We start from the raw sequence: 321 nt of genomic DNA, 5'->3' as shown, positions 1-321 counted from the left end.
GAGCCCTGACGGAGTCGTTCGTCCTCCTCCCGATTCCCCCAAGGGGTCCTCTTGTCGGTTTTTGCCTCCGCAGCTCTCCGTTCCTCGGTCGTCACCCGGCTGCGCGCCGCCGGTTGCGTGTTCGCCGAGGACGAGGCGCGGATCCTGCTCTCCGCCGCCGCCACACCGGCCGACCTGGCCGTGATGGTCCGCGCCCGGGCCGAGGGCCGGCCGCTGGAACACGTCGTCGGCTGGGCCGAGTTCGCCGGGCTGCGGATCGCCGTCGACCCGGGCGTGTTCGTCCCGCGCCGCCGCAGGGGGTTCCAGGGCGCCACGGGCACC

General features: G+C 74.1%; 1 pseudogene. It reads left to right on the top strand.

Features of this window, described 5'->3' with window-relative positions:
- Nucleotides 1-51 precede the first annotated feature (51 nt).
- A pseudogene (locus ACFV61_RS34030) lies at nucleotides 52-321 on the top strand (putative protein N(5)-glutamine methyltransferase); the annotation flags it as partial.

This window comes from Kitasatospora sp. NPDC059817, assembly GCF_042731835.1.
Lineage (GTDB): Bacteria > Actinomycetota > Actinomycetes > Streptomycetales > Streptomycetaceae > Kitasatospora.
Note: the sequence above shows the minus strand (reverse complement) of the source record. Positions and strands in the feature narration are given on the sequence as shown.